Source organism: Rathayibacter sp. VKM Ac-2928 (genome assembly GCF_022815545.1).
Taxonomy (GTDB): domain Bacteria; phylum Actinomycetota; class Actinomycetes; order Actinomycetales; family Microbacteriaceae; genus Rathayibacter; species Rathayibacter festucae.
This window is the reverse complement of sequence record NZ_JALGRU010000005.1, coordinates 40,371-54,486: the sequence shown is the minus strand read 5'-3', so window position 1 is coordinate 54,486 and position 14,116 is coordinate 40,371. Positions and strand designations below refer to the sequence as shown.

The following is a 14,116-nucleotide window of genomic DNA, read 5'->3' as shown; positions in this document are numbered from 1 at the left end:
TCCGGCGGTCAGCGACGCAGGATGCGCGCCTCCCACGGCCCGAGCGTCGATCCCGACGCGCCCGCGACGTTGCCCAGCACCGTCTCGGCTCCGGCCCACTCCTCGAGCAGCGCGACCTCGAGCGGCTCGCCGGAGACGTTGCCGACCACGAGCAGCTCGCTCGCCCCGGTGCGGGTGAACGCGAAGAGCGTCGGATGCTCGGCCTCGAGCAGGGCGAAGCGGCCCAGCTGCACCGTCTCGTCCTCGTGCCGCAGCGCGATCAGCGCGCGGTAGTACTCGAAGACGGAGCGCTCCGCCGCACGGTCGGCCGCGACGTTCACCTCGACGTGGTTCGGGTTGACCGGGATCCACGGCTCGCCCGTCGTGAAGCCGGCCTGCGGTCCGCCGTCCCACTGCACCGGCGTCCGCGCGTTGTCGCGGCTCTGCGCGCGCAGTCCCGCGAGCACCTGCTCCGGGTCCTCGCCGCGCTCCTCCACCGCCTCGGCGTAGTAGTTCAGCGACTCGACGTCGCGGAAGTCCTCGATGCCGGCGAACGGCACGTTGGTCATGCCGATCTCGTCGCCCTGGTAGATGTACGGCGTGCCGCGCTGCAGGTGCAGGAGCGTCGCCCAGAGCGTGGCCGACTCGTAGCGCCAGGTGGCGTCGTCGCCGAAGCGGGACACCAGCCGGGGCTGGTCGTGGTTGCCGAGGTAGAGGCTGTTCCAGCCGCGCTCGGCCAGTCCGTCCTGCCAGCGGGCGAGATTCGCCTTGAGGGCGACGAGATCGAGTGGGACCGGGTGGAACTTGTCGACGCCGTGGTCGATCCCGACGTGCTCGAACTGGAAGACCATGTCGAGCTCGCGCCGCTCCGGGTCGGTGACGAGCACCGCCTCCTCGAGCGTGACGCCCGGCATCTCGCCGACCGTCATCAGCGCGGCGTCGCGCCCGGCGAACACCGCCTCGTTCATCTCGCGGAGGTACTCGTGCAGCCGGGGGCCCACCCCGCCGACGATCCCGGAGCCGCCGCCCGGCCCGTCGATCTCCTCGACGTTCTTCGAGACCAGGTTGATGACGTCCATCCGGAAGCCGTCGACCCCGCGGTCGAGCCACCAGTTCATCATCGCGTGCACCGCGTGCCGGACCTCCGGGTTCTCCCAGTTGAGGTCGGGCTGCTGCACCGCGAAGAGGTGCAGGAAGTACTCGTCGGTCGCCGGATCGAGGGTCCAGGCCGGGCCGGAGAAGTAGGAGCGCCAGCCGTTGGGCTCGGCGACGTCGAGGCCCGCCTCCGCGGTCGCCTCGAGCTCGGCGTCCGGCGCGAGCACCGCCTCCCGAGCCGCGTTCTCGCGCCCCTGCCGCCACCAGTACCAGTCGCGCTGCGCGTCCTCCTGCGAGGAGCGCGACTGCACGAACCAGGCGTGCTCGTCGCTGGTGTGGTTCACCACGAGGTCCATCACCAGCTTGATGCCGCGCTCGTGCGCCTCGGCGAGGAGCAGGTCGAACTCCTCGAGCGAGCCGAACAGCGGGTCGATGTCCTGGTAGTCCGAGATGTCGTAGCCGTTGTCGTGCTGGGGCGACGGGTAGACCGGCGACAGCCAGACGACGTCCACGCCGAGGTCGGCGAGGTGGTCGAGATGCGCGCGGATGCCGCCGAGGTCGCCGAACCCGTCGCCGTTCGAGTCGGCGAACGAGCGGGGGTAGATCTGGTAGACGACCGCGCTCGTCCACCAGGGCGTCGCGGGGGTCGGGGTGAGGGGCTCCATGGCCCGAATCTAGCCGCCACCACCGACGCCGGCGGGGTCGCCGCACCGTCGCCGGGCACCCTCGCGAGACCGCCGGAGAACACCGTGTAACGATCGGATTAAGCGTTCCCGAGCGCCCCGCGAGGCGCCCGCCGCGCTCGGATACCCTCGGTCTCGGCGGACCCGACCGCCGCGGGGGAGTGGGCGAGTGGCGAGGGTGAAGGCCGGCTCCGGCGCGCGGACGGTGCGCGGCACCGCGGCGCATCCGCCCCTCGCGGACAGCGGACCCGTCGTGGCCCCCGCCGCCCTCCGGCGCTCGCTCGGCGACACGGCCGAGTCCCTCTTCCCGCTCGTCCTCGACGCCGCAGCGCTCGCGCGGCGCGAGGTCGGCGGCCCCGAGCTGCTCGAGCGCTTCGCGGCCTGGGGCGGCGACGGCGTCGTCGTCGCGGACACGGCCGGATCCGCGTCGGGGGAGGAGCGGATCGGCGCCTGGCTCGCCGGCCACCGCGACCGCGATCGGTTCCGGCTGCTCGGCCGATTCGGCGGCTCCCCGTCCGCCGTCGCCTCCCCGCGCGCCCTGGTGACCCGCGTCGAGGAGTCGCTGCGACGCCTCGGAGTCGAGCGACTCGACGTCCTCGCAGTCCGCCCCGATGGCGCCGGTCGCCTCGACCAGCTGCTCAGCGCCGTCGAGGTGCTGCTCGCGCGCGGTCTCGTCGGCACCGCCGTCGCCTCGGGATTCGCCGCCGAGGAGCTCTTCGAGGCGCGCGTGCTCGCCGGCCACGGCCACCCGCGGTTCGCCGGCGTCGAGCTGCCCTACAGCCTGCTCGACAGCACCCGGGCGGACGGCGACCTCGGTCTCGTCGCGGCCGGCCAGGGTCTCTCGCTGCTCTGCACGGCGCCGCTCGCGCACGGCTTCCTCGACGGCGTCGAGCGCGGACGACGGCAGCTCGGCCGACTCCCCGACGGCGTCCTCGCCGCCGCCCACGTCGGGCGGCGCGGGCGGCGCGTGCTGGTCGCCCTCGACGCCATCGGCGCCGAGCTCTCGGCCACCCCGGCCGCCGTCGCACTGGCCTGGCTGCTCTTCCGGCCGGGAGTGACCGCGGCTGCGGTCGCCCCGCGATCTCCCGCCGACGTCGACGCGGTGGTGCGCGCCGTCTCGCTCGAGCTCGACGCCGGGCACCTGGCGGCCCTGGAGCGCGCCCGCCGCTGACGGGTCGCGCAGGGATCACCCGGTGCAGGTGGCCTAGGCTGTGCCGGATGAACCACGGTGTCGCACTCCCTCTCGAACAGCCGGAGACGACCATCGGGGCCGCCGGCGGCTCGCTCGTCCGCCGGACCGTCCTCTCGAGCGGTGTCCGCATCCTCAGCGAGGCGATGCCCGGAGCCCGCAGCGCGACGATCGGCTTCTGGGTCGCGGCCGGCTCCCGCGACGAGGCGCCCGCCCTTCCCGCGGTCGACGGACGTCCCGCCGTGCCGTCCAACTTCGGCTCCACGCACTTCCTCGAGCACCTGCTCTTCAAGGGCACGGGCACCCGGTCGGCGCTCGACATCGCGGTCGCCTTCGACTCGGTCGGCGGCGAGCACAACGCGCTGACCGCCAAGGAGTACACCTGCTACTACGCCAAGGTGCAGGACCGCGATCTGCCGATGGCGGTCGAGGTCATCGGCGACATGGTCACCTCGAGCCTGCTCGACCCGGCCGAGTTCGAGACGGAGCGGGGCGTCATCCTCGAGGAGCTCGCGATGGCCGATGACGACCCGGCCGACGTCGCCAGTGAGCGGCTCTTCGAGGCCGTCTTCGGCGAGCACCCGCTCGGGCGCCCGATCGGCGGCACCCCCGCCATCATCGGCGAGGCCACCCGGGACGCCGTCTGGGCGCACTACCGCGCCGCCTACCGCCCGCGCGACCTCGTCGTCACGGTCGCGGGAGCGGTCGACCACGAGGTGCTCGTCGCGCAGCTCGAGCGCGTCCTCGCCGCCGACGGCTGGGATCTCAGCACGCCGGCCGCGCCGGTCGAGCGCCGGGTCGGCGGCTCGGCCGTCTTCACCCGCGGCACCGCCCTCTCGATCACGCACCGCCCGACCGAGCAGGCGAACCTGCTGATCGGCTTCCCCGGCCTGGCCGCCGCGGACGACCGGCGGATGACGATGGGCGTGCTGAACTCGATCCTCGGCGGCGGCATGTCCTCGCGCCTCTTCCAGGAGGTGCGCGAGAAGCGCGGCCTGGCCTACTCCGTCTACTCCTTCGCCCCGTCCTACTCCGACGCCGGGCTCTTCGGCCTCTACGCGGCCTGCACGCCGTCGAAGGCCGGCACCGTCGCCGAGCTGCTGCTGGCCGAGTTCACCCGGCTGGCGGAGCACGGCGTCACCGCCGAGGAGCTCGCCCGCGCCCGCGGCCAGCTCTCGGGCGCGGCAGCGCTCGCCCTGGAGGACTCGGACACCCGGATGTCGCGGCTCGGCCGCTCCGAGCTCACCTTCGGCGAGTTCGTCGACCTCGACGAGAGCCTGCGCCGACTCGCCCTCGTCGGCGCGGAGGACGTCCAGGCACTCGCGGCAGACTTGGCCCGGGGGCCGTCGTCGATCTCGGCCGTCGGGGCGGTCGACGAGTCGACCTTCGCCGGCATCGCCGAGATCGAGACCACTCCAGCGGCCTGATCCGCTCTGAGAACACCCGCTGACCGCGCACCGTCGCGCCGCACCAGGGAGGACCTCCGTGTCCCACTACATCTACCTCGTCCGCCACGGCGAGCAGCAGGACGCCGAGCACGGCATGCCCGACGGGCCGCTGTCGGCCCGTGGCGAGCGCCAGGCCCGGCTCATCGCCGAGCGGCTCGGCGGCGTCCCCTTCACCGGGGCGTGGCACTCGCCGCTGCGCCGGGCGGAGGAGACCGCCGCACGCTTCCAGGCGGTCCTGCCCGGGCTGTCGATCGAGCCGTCCTCGCTGCTGTTCGACTGCATCCCCTCCGGCCCGACCCCGGACATGCCGCGCGCCTTCGAGCCGTTCTTCGGCAGCGTCACCCCGGCCGAGATCGACGCCGGGCACGCGCAGATGCAGGACGCCGTGGCCGAGTTCCTCGCCCCGTCCCGCGAGGACCGCCACGACCTGCTCATCACGCACAACTTCGTCATCGGCTGGTTCGTCCGGCACGTCTTCGACGCCCCCGACTGGCGCTGGCTCGGCGTGAACCAGGCCAACTGCGGCCTGACGATCATCCGCGTCCGCTCCCGCAAGCCCCCGGTCCTCGTCGTCCACAACGACCTCGCCCACCTCCCGGTCGAGCTGCGCACCGGCCTCCCCGAGGCCCAGTCCTACTGACATCGCCTGCATGCTGATCGAGCAGCCCGCGCAGCGGGCGTCTCGAGATCCACCAGCGTCAGAACAGAAGCCTGCAGACCCGCCCTGCCGGCGACGGTCGGTCTCGATACGCCCCACCGGGGCTGCTCGACCAGCATGAAGCGGAGCTGTCGCCGTCCCCGTGATCGCGCAGTCGCCTGCGGCCGTGTCGCCCTCATGCTGATCGAGTAGCTCGCGCAGCGGGCGTATCGAGATCCCGCTCCGCCCGCAGTCCCACCCCACCCGCGGTCGTTAGGCTGGCACGGTGACCACCTCCGTCGCCGTCGTCGGTGCAACCGGCAAACTCGGCTCCCTCACCTGCTCGCTCATCGAGGCCTCGGAGGAGTTCGACCTCGTCGCCCGGCTCGGCTCGCGCAGCGACCCGCGCGAGATGCTCGCGGCGGACGTCGTCGTGGACATGACGCTTCCCGCCGTCAGCCAGCAGATCGTCGACCTCGCCGTCGCGAACGGCAGGAAGGTGCTCGTCGGCACCTCCGGCTGGACCGGCGACCGCATCGCGGCGCTCCGCCGCAGCGTCGACGCGCAGCCCGGCGCGGGCGTGGTGATCATCCCCAACTTCTCGCTCGGCTCGGTCCTCGCCACCGCGCTGTCCACCGTCGCGGCGCGCTTCTTCGACGCGGTCGAGATCGTCGAGACCCACGGCGCGCGCAAGGTCGACTCGCCCTCCGGCACCGCCGTGCGCACCGCCGAGCTGCTGCTCCGCGCGCGCGCCGAGCTGGGCCCCGTTCAGGCGCCGCACACCGACCAGCGCGCCCGCGGCCAGCAGGTGGCGAGCATCCCGGTGCACAGCCTGCGCCTGCCCGGGGTCGAGGCGCGCCAGGAGGTGGTCTTCGGCGGCACCGGCGAGACGGTCACGATCCGCCATGACACCACGTCCTCCGCGTCCTACGAGGCCGGCATCCTCCGCGCCCTCGACGCCGTGCGCAGCACCACCGGCGTGGTCGTCGGCCTCGACGCGCTGATCGACCTCCGCGCCGCCTTCGACGCCGCACCCCTGGCCGAGCAGGTCCGCGACGAGCCGGCGATCAGCGACGACGTGCCCTCCGGCCAGGCCGCGGCCGCCACGAGCGCCCCGTGAGGACCCGCATCGGCGTCGGCCTGATGGCCGTCCTCCTCGCGCTCTACCTCTTCGTCTGCCTGCAGTACTCGTACGTCGCCTTCGCCGCCGGAACGGTGCCGGGCATCGTGATGGGCATCGGCCTGCTCGTCCTCGGCGGAGTCGGCGTCTGGGGGCTCGTGCGCGAGATCTCCTTCGGCGTCCGCGCCGAGAAGCTGGCCCGGCGCCTCGAGTCCGAGGACGCCCTGCCCTCCGAGGTCCTCGAATCCAGTGCGACCGGCCGACTCGACCGGACCGAGGCCGACGCGCTCTTCCCGCGCTACGCGGCCGACGTCGACGAGGACCCCGAGAGCTGGCGCGCCTGGTACCGGCTCGGCCTCGCCTACGACGCGAGCGGTGACCGCAAGCGCGCCCGCGGGGCGATCCGCCGCTCGATCGCCCTGGAGCGCGAGCGGCCCGCCTGATCGGCGGCGCTCAGTCCGCCAGCACCGCCTGCAGCGCCTCGGCCACCGTGCGGTGCCGGAAGACGAAGCCGTCGTCGAGCAGCCGCTGCGGCACCAGCCGCTGACTCGAGAGCAGCAGCTCGTGCCCCGCGTCGCGCAGTGCGAGCTCGATGATCTTCTCGGGGACGGGCAGCTTGAACGGCCGGTGCATCAGCTCGGCCAGCGTGCTCATGACCTCGTTCGCCGTCGCGGCCTCGGGCCCCGCGAGGTTGACCGGGCCGGACAGCGACGAGGTCAGCAGGTGCCGGATCGCGGCGGCCTCGTCGTAGTGGCTGATCCACGGCCAGTACTGCTGTCCGCCGCCGAGCGGGCCGCTCAGTCCCAGCTTCGTCAACGGCAGCAGCGGCTTCAGGGCGCCGCCGTTCCCGAGCACGAGCCCGGTGCGCACCGTCACGACGCGCGCGGTCTCGGGAGCGAGCAGCGCCGCCTGCTCCCAGCGCTCGACGACGTCGGCGAGGAAGCCCTCGCCGCGGGGGGACTCCTCGGTCAGCTCCTCGCCCGGCCGGTCGCCGTAGTAGCCGACGGCCGAGGCGTTGAGCAGGATCGACGGGGGAGTGGACGCCATCCGCATCGCGTCGGTGATGGTCTGCGTGGCCTGCACCCGCGAATCGAGGATCTCGCGCTTGTACGAGGAGGTCCACGGGAGGCGGCTGATCGAGGCGCCCGAGAGGTTGATCACGGCGTCGACCCGGTCGAGCACGCTGAAGTCGAGCATGTGCGAGGCGGGCGCCCAGTGGAACTCGTCCGGGCTGGTCGGGGCGTGGCGGACCAGGCGGAAGATCTCGTGCCCGTCCGAGCGGAGCTGGCGCACCAGCTCCGAGCCGATCATGCCGCTCGCCCCGGAGATCAGGACCCGCAGCCGCTTCGGAGCCGCGGGCTCCTCCTGCGCGCGGGTCGCCGTGTCCGGCGCCTCGCCGGGCGGCACGGCCGGCCGCGGTGCCGCCGTGCGGGTGGAGCGCCGGGGGGAGTCGCCGGCGCTGCCGGTGCCGTCCTGGTCCGAGTGCCGTGCGGTCGATTCGCTCATGGTGCCTCCCGAGGCCCGTCGCGGGCCGCCCGCGAAGCGGGATTCAGCCTAGGGCCTCAGGCCCGGGAGCCGGCCGTGCGGCCGAGGACCCCGGCGCGCACCAGGAGCAGGTAGAGCTCGCAGCCCAGGCAGAGGCCGAACGCCGCGTTGAGGAAGGCGGCGAGGAAGGCGATCGCTGCGGCGACGGGGACCGCGCCCGGCACTCCGGCGAGGTGCAGGACGACTCCCGCGGCGGTGACGAGCAGCCCGACCAGCTGGGCGAAGCGCGGGGGGCGGGCGTCCTCCCACTCCGCCGGCGGAGCGAGGCGGGGCCGGATGAGGCGGCGGAAGACGACCGCCCAGGGCCCCGAGCCGACACCGCGGGAGGCCGACCAGGCGAACAGCGCCGCGAGGACCGCCAGCAGCAGGAAGCCGGGCTGGACGAGTCGGGCGGTGGAGTCCGCCGGCACCGGCGCCGCGAGCCCGAGCCCCACGGCAGCGAGCAGCAGCACGGCGGTGACGGAGGCGGCGAAGCGCGGTCCGCGCGGATCGACGGAGCCGGCAGGCGGGGCGGTGGTCATGCTGTCTCCAGTCGGTCGAGCTCGGCGAGGACGACGGCGCGGGCCGGAGCGCCGGCGATGCGGCTGCGGGCCACGCCGTCGGCGTCGAGCACGAGCAGGGTCGGGGTCTGCAGGATGCGGAAGCGGTCGGCCAGGTCGGCGCGGCGGGTCAGGTCGACGTCGAGGTGCACGACGCCGTCGCGACCGCCGGAGACGTCCGTGAGCATCCGGTGCACCGCCGGGCAGCGCGCGCAGTAGTCGGTGGAGAACTGCACGATCGTCGCTCGCCGGCCGAGGACCGCGCCGTCGACCAGCGCGGCCGGATCGATGCGCTCGGCGGAGGCGTCGGGCCGCGCGCGGACACGCCCGGCCGCGCGGCGGCGCAGCAGCCCGAGGGCGGTTCCGAGCGCGACGAGACCCAGCAGGGCGGCCGCGATCTGGAGAGGGTCCACGCGATCACGGTAGGCGCCGACTGCCCTGCACGCCCGTTCATTGCGCTCTGCGTCGACGGACCGTGCTCTATCGTCGAAGCCGTGACCGAGCAGAGCGAACCCGACAGCCCCGTTTTCCGCTCCGATGTCGTGGTCGAGCTCGTCCGCTCCAGTGCCCACGACTCCGATGTCCTCTTCGCCGCCCGCGTCTCGACGCAGGGCGAGAAGACCCTCGCCGGCGCCCTCGACGAGGAGTCGGCCGACAGCGAGCTGCAGGGCAAGCGCGACCGCGGCCTGATCAACTACCTGATGCGCGACCGCCACGGCTCGCCCTTCGAGCACAACTCGATGACCTTCTACGTGCAGGCGCCGATCTTCGTCTTCCGCGAGTTCATGCGGCACCGCATCGCCTCCTACAACGAGGAGTCGGGCCGCTACCGCGAGCTCCGCCCCGTCTTCTACGTGCCCGGCCCCCAGCGCAACCTCGTCCAGGTCGGCAAGCCCGGCGCCTACTCCTTCGAGCCCGGCACCCCCGAGCAGACGGAGCTCGTGGTAGACGAGACGCGACGCGCCAGCACCCAGGCCTTCGAGGCGTACCAGCGGATGCTCGGCGAGGGCGTCGCCCGCGAGGTCGCCCGCATCGTCCTGCCGCTCAACATCTACTCCTCGATGTACGTGACGCTGAACGCCCGCTCGCTGATGAACTTCCTCTCCCTCCGCACCAAGCGCGAGGACTCGACGTTCCCCTCCTTCCCGCAGCGCGAGATCGAGATGGCCGCCGAGCAGATGGAGCAGCACTTCGAGCAGCTCATGCCCCTCACCGCCGCCGCCTTCACCGCGAACGGCCGCGTCGCCCCCTAGCAGCGTCCCTGCCCGCACCGCGTCCGCTCTGCAGGCGCCTCTCCGTTGTGCAGGTACCTGTCCGGTCTGCAGGCGATCCGAGGACGAAGCCGCCTCGAGCCGCGCGCGTAGGCCCGGGCAGGCCGGGATCGCCTGCACACCGCACCACTCCCCGCGGAGGCATCACCCTCCACAGGAGCCGTGGCGTCGGATTCTCCACCGATCGGAGCCCGCGCCGCCCGCGCGCCCTTCCTGCGCGGCCACGCTCTCCCTGTGCGCGCGTCCTCCGGCTCCGTCCTCCGCGCCGGAGGCCTGGTGAAGACCGAGCAGTTCCTCCGCGAGGGCTCCTCCGCACGCGAGCTCCGCGAGGCGGTGAAGACCGGAGCGCTCCTCCGCGTCAGGAAGGGCTGGTACGCCCTTCCCGGAGTCGACACCGGAGTCGAGCGCGCCTTCCGCGTCGGCGGGGCCCTCGCCTGCGCGAACGCCGCCGTCGCGCACGGGCTCTGGGTGCCGCGCTTCCGTGGCCTGCACATCGCTGTCCGCGCCCACGCCTCGCGACTCCGCGATCCGGACCGTCACGCCGTCCGGCTCTCCCATGATCCCGGCGTCGTCGTCCACTGGTCGAAGGAGGCACCGCGGCCCTCCGCGCTGATCCAGGCGCTCGAGGACTGCGTCGTCGAGGCGGCGGCCTGCCAGGGTGCCGAGTTCGCCTTCGTCCTCCTGGAATCGGCGCTGCACCGGCGGCTCCTCGACTCCGCAGGTCGAGCGCGGCTCCTCGCGCGGCTGCCGGCTCCCCATCGGCGGCTCCTCCGCTGGGCCGGTTCGTCCTCCGAGAGCGGGCTGGAGTCGATGGTCGCCTTCCGGCTGCGAACTCTCGGGATCGCCTTCCGCCAGCAGGTGCGCATCGGCCACCGGCGCATCGACTTCCTGCTCGGCGAGGTGCTCGCCCTCGAGGTGGACGGTGCTGCGTTCCACGATCCCGAGCACGACAACCGGCGCGATGTCGAGCTCGGCCTGCTCGGCTACCGCGTCCGCCACTACCGCACCTCCCTCGTCCTCGACGACTGGCCCCTCGTCGAGGCCGACATCCTCGCCGCCCTCTCCCGCGGAGATCACGTCCGCACCTGACTCCCTCCGTCGGCGCACGGCGGGGATCCGTTCGATCTGCAGGTGTTCCAGCCCCGTCGAGGTCTCCGGCGCGGCTGAAGAGCCGTTCGGCTCGGCGACGCCTGCAGATCGAACGAGCGCCCGCAGACCCGGCCGGCACCCGCGGATCAGAACGCCTCCAGCCCGCGGCCGCCGACCCGTTACCCTGGGCTCGTGTCAACTCCGGAGAATCCTTTCGGCCAGGTCCTGGTCGCCCTGGTCACCCCGTTCACCGCCGACGGCGAGGTCGACTGGCCCGGTGTCGAGAAGCACATCGACGACTGCATCGCGAAGGGCGCCGACGGCATCGTCGTGACCGGCACCACCGGCGAGACCAGCACCCTCACCGACCCGGAGAAGATCCGGCTCGTCGAGGTCGGCAAGTCCGTCGCCGCGGGACGCGCGAAGATCATCACCGGCGGCGGCTCGAACGAGACCGCGCACGCGATGCAGCTCGCCCGCCAGAGCGAGAAGGCCGGCGCCGACGGCAACATGATCGTCACGCCGTACTACAACAAGCCCACCCAGGCCGGCATCCTCACCCACTTCCGGATGATCGCCGACGTGACGGACCTCCCGGTCATCCTCTACGACATCCCCGGCCGCACCGGCGTGCCCATCCGCTACGAGACGATCCTCCGCGCGGCTAAGCACCCCAACATCCTCGCCGTGAAGGACGCCAAGGGCGATCTCTCCGAGGTCAGCCGCGTCCTCAACCAGACCGACCTGATGTACTTCTGCGGCGACGACGCCAACGTCCTGCCCGAGCTGGCCATCGGCGCCACCGGCCTGATCGGCGTCACCGCCAACATCGCCGCCTCGCCGTACCGCACCATCGTCGACGCCGTGAACTCCGGCGACCTCAGGGCCGCCACCCTCGCGCACCAGCAGCTCGAGCCGCTCGTGCGCGCCGTGATGACCCACGTCCCCGGCACCGTCGCGGCGAAGTACATCCTGCACGGCCTCGGCCGCATCTCCTCGCCCCGCGTGCGCCTGCCGCTGGTCGGCCCCGAGGAGTCGGAGGCCGCCCTGATCGAGGACGAGCTCGGCCTCGTGCGGGACATCCCCGGCGTCGACTTCCGCAACTTCCGGCCCGACCGCAACGCCGCCGCGGGCGGCGCGCTGCCGAAGGTCGCCGGCACCACACGCTGACGCCGCACGAGCGGCACGGACGACTCCCGACCGAGGAAGAGGAGGGCGCATGCCCAGTCCCGTGATCACTCCTGCCGCGCTCGAGGCGGGCACGCTGCGGATCATCCCGCTCGGCGGCCTCGGTGAGATCGGCCGCAACATGACGGTCTTCGAGATCGACGGCAAGATCCTCGTGGTGGACTGCGGCGTGCTCTTCCCGGAGGAGAACCAGCCGGGCGTGGACCTGATCCTCCCCGACTTCACCCCGATCAAGGGCCGCCTCGAGGACATCGTCGGCGTCGTGCTGACCCACGGCCACGAGGACCACATCGGCGCCGTCCCCTACCTCCTCAAGCTCAAGCGGGACATCCCGCTGATCGGCTCGACCCTGACGCTCGCACTGGTCGAGGCGAAGCTGAAGGAGCACCGGATCAAGCCGTACACGCTCGCGGTGAAGGAGGGCGACGTCGAGAACCTCGGGCCCTTCGAGCTCGAGTTCGTGGCCGTCAACCACTCCATCCCGGACGCTCTCGCCGTCGCGATCATCACCGACGCGGGCTCGGTGCTGCACACCGGCGACTTCAAGATGGACCAGCTCCCCCTCGACGGTCGCATCACCGATCTCCGCGCCTTCGCCCGCCTCGGCGAGGAGGGCATCGACCTCTTCATGGTCGACTCGACCAACGCGGACGTTCCCGGCTTCACGCCGAACGAGCGCGACATCGGCCCGGTCATCGAGAGCGTGATCGCGAAGGCGACCCGCCGGGTGATCGTGGCCAGCTTCTCCAGCCACGTGCACCGGGTGCAGCAGGTGCTCGACGCCGCGCACGCGAACGGGCGCCGCGTGGCACTGCTCGGCCGCTCGATGGTGCGCAACATGGGCATCGCGGCCACCCTGGGGTACCTCAAGGTGCCGGAGGGTGTGCTGATCGACGTCAAGAAGGCGGGCGACATCCCGGAGGACAGGATCGTCTACATGTCCACCGGCTCGCAGGGCGAGCCGATGGCGGTGCTCAGCCGGATGGCGAACCTCGACCATCAGATCCAGCCCGGCGAGGGCGACACCGTCATCCTCGCGTCGAGCCTCATCCCGGGCAACGAGAACGCCGTCTACCGCGTGATCAACGGCCTGACCAAGCTCGGCGCCACCGTGGTGCACAAGGGCAACGCGAAGGTGCACGTCTCGGGTCACGCCGCCGCCGGCGAGCTGATCTACTGCTACAACATCCTCAAGCCGCTCAACGTCCTGCCGGTGCACGGCGAGTACCGCCACCTCGTCGCCAACGCGAAGCTCGCGCAGGCCACCGGCATCGCGGAGGAGAACACGATCATCGCCGAGGACGGCACGGTCCTCGACCTCCGCGACGGCGTGGTGACCGTGGCCGGCCAGCTCGACCTCGGCTTCGTCTACGTCGACGGCTCGTCCGTCGGCGAGATCACCGACGCCGACCTCAAGGACCGCCGCATCCTCAGCGAGGAGGGCTTCATCTCGATCATCGTCGTCGTGGAGGCGGGCACCGGCCGGATCGTCGTCGGTCCCGAGATCCACGCCAAGGGGTTCGCCGAGGACGACCGCGTCTTCGACGACGTGAAGCCGCGCATCGCAAAGGCCCTCGAGGAGGCGGTGCAGAGCGGAGTCAGCGACCAGCACGCGCTCTCGCAGAGCATCCGCCGCGTCGTCGGCCGCTGGGTGAACACCACCTACCGCCGCCGCCCGATGATCGTCCCCCTCGTCATCGAGGCCTGACCCCGGGCGGAGTGCCCCCGACGCTCCGACCCGTTCCCGCACCGTCACCCGCCCCCGGGCACCCGTCCGCACCTCATGCCAGACCCGATCCCCCACGGAGACCGCGCATGGACCACTCGATCCGCCCCGCCCGCCGCGAGGACGCCCCCTTCCTCGCCGACATGCTCGTCGACGCGGCGAACTGGAACTGGACGGCGGCCCGCACCCGCATCGACGTCCTCGAGGAGGAGTCGACCCGCCGCTACGTCGCCGGCTGGCCCCGGCCCGGCGATCTCGGCTCGGTCGCCGAGACCGCCGACGGCGAGCGGATCGGCGCCTGCTGGTTCCGCCTCTTCAGCGCCGCCGCACCCGGCCGCGGGTTCGTCGCCGCGGGCGTGCCCGAGCTGACCCTCGGGGTGCGGCCGGTCTGGCGCGCGCAGGGCATCGGCCGCGGGCTGCTGCGCGCCGCACTGGATCAGGCACGCACCGCCGGCTACGCGCGCGTCTCGCTCAACGTGTCGACGGACAACTTCGCCCGCCGGCTCTACCGGAGCGAGGGCTTCAGCGCGGTGGCCGACCGCGGCGACGCGGAGACGATGGTCGCGACGCTGCGCTGAGCAGGCGCGGTGAGGGCGCGGTACGGGCC

14 protein-coding genes are annotated in these 14,116 nt (G+C 72.8%); 10 read left to right on the top strand and 4 right to left on the bottom strand.

Features of this window, described 5'->3' with window-relative positions; translation table 11 throughout:
• Positions 1–8: 8 nt before the first annotated feature.
• Positions 9–1,739, bottom strand: a complete 1,731-nt coding sequence (locus MT350_RS17485) for an alpha-glucosidase (RefSeq protein ID WP_243616323.1) — start codon at positions 1,737–1,739, stop codon at positions 9–11.
• Positions 1,740–1,926: 187 nt separating this feature from the next.
• On the opposite strand from MT350_RS17485, the gene MT350_RS17480 reads away from it, so the two are divergent.
• The 5 genes from MT350_RS17480 (at position 1,927) to MT350_RS17460 (ending at position 6,594) form a co-directional block, all read left to right on the top strand.
• On the top strand, positions 1,927–2,928 hold the full coding sequence (locus tag MT350_RS17480) for an aldo/keto reductase (protein WP_243598655.1): 1,002 nt from the start codon (positions 1,927–1,929) through the stop codon (positions 2,926–2,928).
• A 47-nt stretch (positions 2,929–2,975) separates the two neighbouring features.
• Complete coding sequence (locus tag MT350_RS17475; RefSeq protein WP_123737198.1) at positions 2,976–4,373, top strand: pitrilysin family protein; 1,398 nt, start codon at positions 2,976–2,978, stop codon at positions 4,371–4,373.
• Between the two features lie 58 nt (positions 4,374–4,431).
• Positions 4,432–5,034 carry a histidine phosphatase family protein gene (locus tag MT350_RS17470; RefSeq protein WP_123447881.1) on the top strand — a complete coding sequence of 201 codons (603 nt, stop codon included), beginning with the start codon at positions 4,432–4,434 and terminating at the stop codon, positions 5,032–5,034.
• A 283-nt stretch (positions 5,035–5,317) separates the two neighbouring features.
• Entirely contained in the window at positions 5,318–6,151 is an 834-nt protein-coding gene (dapB, locus tag MT350_RS17465) for a 4-hydroxy-tetrahydrodipicolinate reductase (RefSeq protein WP_243616322.1), read from the top strand.
• A complete protein-coding gene (locus tag MT350_RS17460; protein ID WP_243587340.1) occupies positions 6,148–6,594 on the top strand; it encodes a hypothetical protein in 447 nt (148 codons plus the stop codon). Before dapB ends, MT350_RS17460 begins: the two co-directional genes overlap by 4 nt.
• 10 nt (positions 6,595–6,604) lie before the next feature.
• On the opposite strand, the gene MT350_RS17455 is transcribed toward MT350_RS17460, so the two are convergent.
• The 3 genes from MT350_RS17455 to MT350_RS17445 are packed head-to-tail and all read right to left on the bottom strand — an operon-like array spanning position 6,605 to position 8,648.
• The gene (locus MT350_RS17455) at positions 6,605–7,657 is read right to left on the bottom strand and encodes a TIGR01777 family oxidoreductase (protein ID WP_279392004.1); all 1,053 of its coding nucleotides are present in this window, start codon (positions 7,655–7,657) and stop codon (positions 6,605–6,607) included.
• 56 nt (positions 7,658–7,713) lie between these two features.
• On the bottom strand, positions 7,714–8,217 hold the full coding sequence (locus tag MT350_RS17450; RefSeq protein WP_243598657.1) for a DUF4395 domain-containing protein: 504 nt from the start codon (positions 8,215–8,217) through the stop codon (positions 7,714–7,716).
• Positions 8,214–8,648 carry a thioredoxin family protein gene (locus MT350_RS17445; protein ID WP_243598658.1) on the bottom strand — a complete coding sequence of 145 codons (435 nt, stop codon included), beginning with the start codon at positions 8,646–8,648 and terminating at the stop codon, positions 8,214–8,216. Before MT350_RS17445 ends, MT350_RS17450 begins: the two co-directional genes overlap by 4 nt.
• An 81-nt stretch (positions 8,649–8,729) precedes the next feature.
• Between MT350_RS17445 and thyX the strand changes: the two genes are divergently transcribed.
• The 5 genes from thyX (at position 8,730) to MT350_RS17420 (ending at position 14,087) form a co-directional block, all read left to right on the top strand.
• Positions 8,730–9,488, top strand: coding sequence for an FAD-dependent thymidylate synthase (thyX, locus tag MT350_RS17440; protein WP_243598659.1), 759 nt, complete (start codon positions 8,730–8,732; stop codon positions 9,486–9,488).
• Positions 9,489–9,740: 252 nt separating this feature from the next.
• Entirely contained in the window at positions 9,741–10,595 is an 855-nt protein-coding gene (locus tag MT350_RS17435; RefSeq protein ID WP_243598660.1) for a type IV toxin-antitoxin system AbiEi family antitoxin domain-containing protein, read from the top strand.
• 192 nt (positions 10,596–10,787) lie between these two features.
• Positions 10,788–11,765 (top strand): 4-hydroxy-tetrahydrodipicolinate synthase, encoded by a 978-nt coding sequence (gene dapA / locus MT350_RS17430; protein ID WP_173287593.1) that lies wholly within the window; start codon positions 10,788–10,790, stop codon positions 11,763–11,765.
• A gap of 49 nt (positions 11,766–11,814) precedes the next feature.
• Positions 11,815–13,491, top strand: coding sequence for a ribonuclease J (locus MT350_RS17425; RefSeq protein WP_243598661.1), 1,677 nt, complete (start codon positions 11,815–11,817; stop codon positions 13,489–13,491).
• 107 nt (positions 13,492–13,598) lie between these two features.
• Positions 13,599–14,087 (top strand): GNAT family N-acetyltransferase, encoded by a 489-nt coding sequence (locus tag MT350_RS17420; protein ID WP_123444536.1) that lies wholly within the window; start codon positions 13,599–13,601, stop codon positions 14,085–14,087.
• Positions 14,088–14,116: the final 29 nt, after the last annotated feature.